Source organism: Embleya sp. NPDC005971, assembly GCF_040629175.1.
Taxonomy (GTDB): domain Bacteria; phylum Actinomycetota; class Actinomycetes; order Streptomycetales; family Streptomycetaceae; genus Embleya.
The window spans coordinates 1-3331 of sequence record NZ_JBEXUX010000166.1; the positions used below are offsets into that span (position 1 = coordinate 1).

The window sequence follows — 3331 nt, forward strand, 5'->3', positions numbered from 1 at the left end:
ACGCCCGGTCTCATTCCGAACCCGGAAGCTAAGCTCTCCAGCGCCGATGGTACTGCACTCGAAGGGGTGTGGGAGAGTAGGACGCCGCCGGAATCAACGTGAGTAAGGGGCCCCACCCCGGTGGGGCCCCTTATTTTTTTATCCGGATCTATTTACTGTGGCGACCCCTGTTCGCAGAGGTTCATGGCCACTGTCGGGTGCGCCGACTTCGTTCGTCATACGGGACAATGGTGGTCGAGCCACAGGCGACTGCGTACCCGTACGACGATCACGAGGAGCAAATCCCATGTCCAATCCCCCCTCCGAGGGACGGCCGAGTCGCCGTCCCGGTGGATCGCAGTACTCGGGGGGCGGTGGCGGCGGTGATCGCCGGCCGTTCAACCGTGACGATCGTGGTGGCCGTCCGGCTTCCGGTGGTCGTGATCAGGGCGGCCGGGACGATCGCGGCGGTTCGCGTCCGCCGTTCAACCGGGACGATCGCGGTGGCAACCGTGGTGCGGGCGCAGGTCGCCCCCAGTCCGGTGGACGGCCGCAATCCGGTGGTCGGGACGACCGCGGTGGCGCTTCGCGTCCCTCTTTCAATCGTGATGATCGTTCCGGTGGTGGCTCGCGTCCGCCGTACCGATCGGACCGGCCCGAGCGTTCGGACCGGCCCGGTCGTGACGACCGCGGCGCTTCGCGTCCCTCGTACGGCAACCGTGACGACCGGGGTGGCTCGCGTCCCGCGTTCAACCGGGACGACCGCGGCGCCGGGCGTCCGCAGTCGGGTGGTCGGGATGATCGGGGTGGCGCTTCGCGTCCCTCTTTCAATCGTGATGATCGTTCCGGTGGTGGCTCGCGTCCGCCGTACCGTTCCGACCGGCCCGAGCGTTCGGACCGGCCTGCTCGGGACGACCGCGGGGACTCGCGTCCGGGCTTCCGGTCGGATGCTCCCGAGCGTGACCGCGGCCAGTCGCGTACCTCTTACGGGGCGCGCGGTGATCACGCGATCTCGCGGCCGAACCGCGAGGACCGCGACGGCGGTTCGCGTCCCCCCTTCAACCGTGACGACCGTGGTGGACGCCCGTCGTACGGCAACCGTGACGACCGTGGTGGCTCGCGTCCCGCGTTCAACCGGGACGACCGCGGCGGGGATCGTCGCCCTCCGGCCGGTCGTGACGACCGGCCCGGGTTCCGCGAGGAGCGCGGTGGGGAACGTCGTCCGTCGTTCAACCGGGACGATCGTTCCGGTGGTGGCTCGCGTCCGCCGTACCGATCGGACCGGCCGGAGCGTTCGGAGCGGCCCGGTCGTGACGACCGTGGTGGCTCGCGTCCCTCGTTCGGGAACCGGGACGACCGGGGTGGTGCCGGTGGTCGTCTGCCGTCTCGTTCGGATCGGCCGGCGCGCGACGACCGCGGTGGTAGTGGGCGTCCGTCATTCAATCGGGACGACCGCGGTGGTTCGCGTCCTGCGTTCAACCGGGACGACCGCGGTGGGGATCGTCGTCCCTCGTTCAATCGTGACGACCGTGGTGGTGCCGGTGCGTCGCGTGCGCCGTACCGTGCGGATCGGCCCGAGCGTTCGGACCGGCCTGCTCGTGAGGAGCGGGAGTTCGGGGATCGTGACCACCGGGACGGCGCCAGCAGCCGGCCGACCTACAACGGTCAGCCCGGCGCGCGGCAGCCGTTCCACGAGCGTCGTCCGGCGCCGCGTCGGGACGACCGGGGTTCGGGTCGTCCGGCGAGTGGTGGTCGGGACGAGCGCGGTGGGTCGCGTCCGTCGTTCGGCAACCGGGACGATCGGGGCGGTGTGGGTGGTTCGCGCACGCCTTATCGTTCGGACCGTCCGGAGCGTTCGGAGCGGCCTGCTCGGGACGATCGCGGTGGGTCGCGTCCGCCGTTCCGGTCGGATCGGCCGGAGCGCTCCGACCGGCCCGCTCGGGACGATCGCGGTGGGTCGCGTCCGTCGTACGGCGACCGTGGGGGTTCGCGGTCCTCGTTCAGCCGGGACGACCGTGGTGGGCGTCCCTCGTACGGGGATCGGGACCGGGGCAACAGCCGTCCGTCGTATGGGAACCGGGACGACCGCGGTGGGTCGCGTCCGTCGTTCGATCGTCGGGACGAGCCCGGTTATGTGCCGGTCGAGCGGATGTTCATCCCCGAGGACGTGCAGGCCGAGGAGCTCGGTGCGGAAGCGCGCCAGGAGCTGCGTGGGCTGCCCAAGACCCTCGCGGACGAGGTCGCGCGCAACCTGGTGATGATCGGCCGTACGGTCGACGAGGACCCGGAGCTGGCCTACAAGTACGCCAAGGTCGCGCTGCGGCTCGCGTCACGCGTTGCCGCGGTGCGGGAGGCGGCGGGGATCGCCGCCTACATGGCCGGTGCGTATGCGGAGGCGCTGTCCGAGCTGCGTGCGGCTCGGCGGATGACCGGTTCGAGCGAGCACTGGGCCGTGATGGCCGACTGCGAGCGCGGGCTGGGCCGTCCGGAGCGGGCGTTGCAGATGGCGGGTGCGGACGAGGTCAAGGAACTGGACAAGGCCGCGCAGATCGAGCTGCGGATCGTCGCGGCCGGTGCGCGTCGCGACCTGGACCAGCTCGACGCGGCCGTGGTCACGTTGCAGGTGCCGGAGCTGAACTCGGCGTCGACCAACCCCTGGGTGGCGCGACTGCGGTTCGCTTATGCCGACGCGTTGGCGGCCGTGGGCCGGGACGACGAGGCGCGCGACTGGTTCGGTCGGGCCGCCGAGGCGGACACGACGGGCGAGACGGGTGCGGCCGAGCGGGTCGCGGAACTCGACGGCCTGGACTTCACGGACGCGCTCGACCCGGACGCGGAGGACGACGAGGACTACGTCGAGGAGTCGGACGCGGGTTCGGAGACGGAGTCGGCTGAGCTCGACGACGCGGACGACGAGGCCGAGGCCGAGGTTGCCGCCGCCGATGTCGTCGAGGGTGACGAGCCGGTCGGGGACGCGAAGGACTGATTCGCCCGCGCGGCGGACGCGGGGAGGGCCCGGCACATCCGTGCCGGGCCCTCCCCGCGTTTTGGCCCACGGGCCGCAGCAGGTTCCTGCCCGCTCCACCCGTTGCCTTTGGCGCGGAGGCCGCGGTTCTACGGGCACCGGGACGGCCGGCTCCGGCCCCGCGGCCACGCCCCTGGCCGACCGCGATCCGGGTTTCGGCTGCGGGAACGGCTTGGCTTTCCCCACGCCGCCGAACGCGGCTACGGCCCGGCGCGTCAGCGCCCCCGAGATGGGTGAGCCGCGCGATCGACGCGCGCAGCGCGGAGAGCGGCGGAGCCGCAAAACGTTGACTTCGTGGCCCGGAGCGAAGCGCAGGGACACGAAGTC

General features: G+C 71.7%; 1 protein-coding gene and 1 rRNA gene. Both read left to right on the forward strand.

Translation table 11 applies throughout. The annotated features are described in order from the left end of the window. Positions 1 to 93, forward strand: a 5S ribosomal RNA gene (gene rrf, locus ABZ374_RS48290); the annotation flags it as partial. A 2035-nt stretch (positions 94 to 2128) separates the two neighbouring features. After that, positions 2129 to 2965, forward strand: coding sequence for a hypothetical protein (locus ABZ374_RS48295; RefSeq protein ID WP_360325148.1), 837 nt, complete (start codon positions 2129 to 2131; stop codon positions 2963 to 2965). Positions 2966 to 3331: the final 366 nt, after the last annotated feature.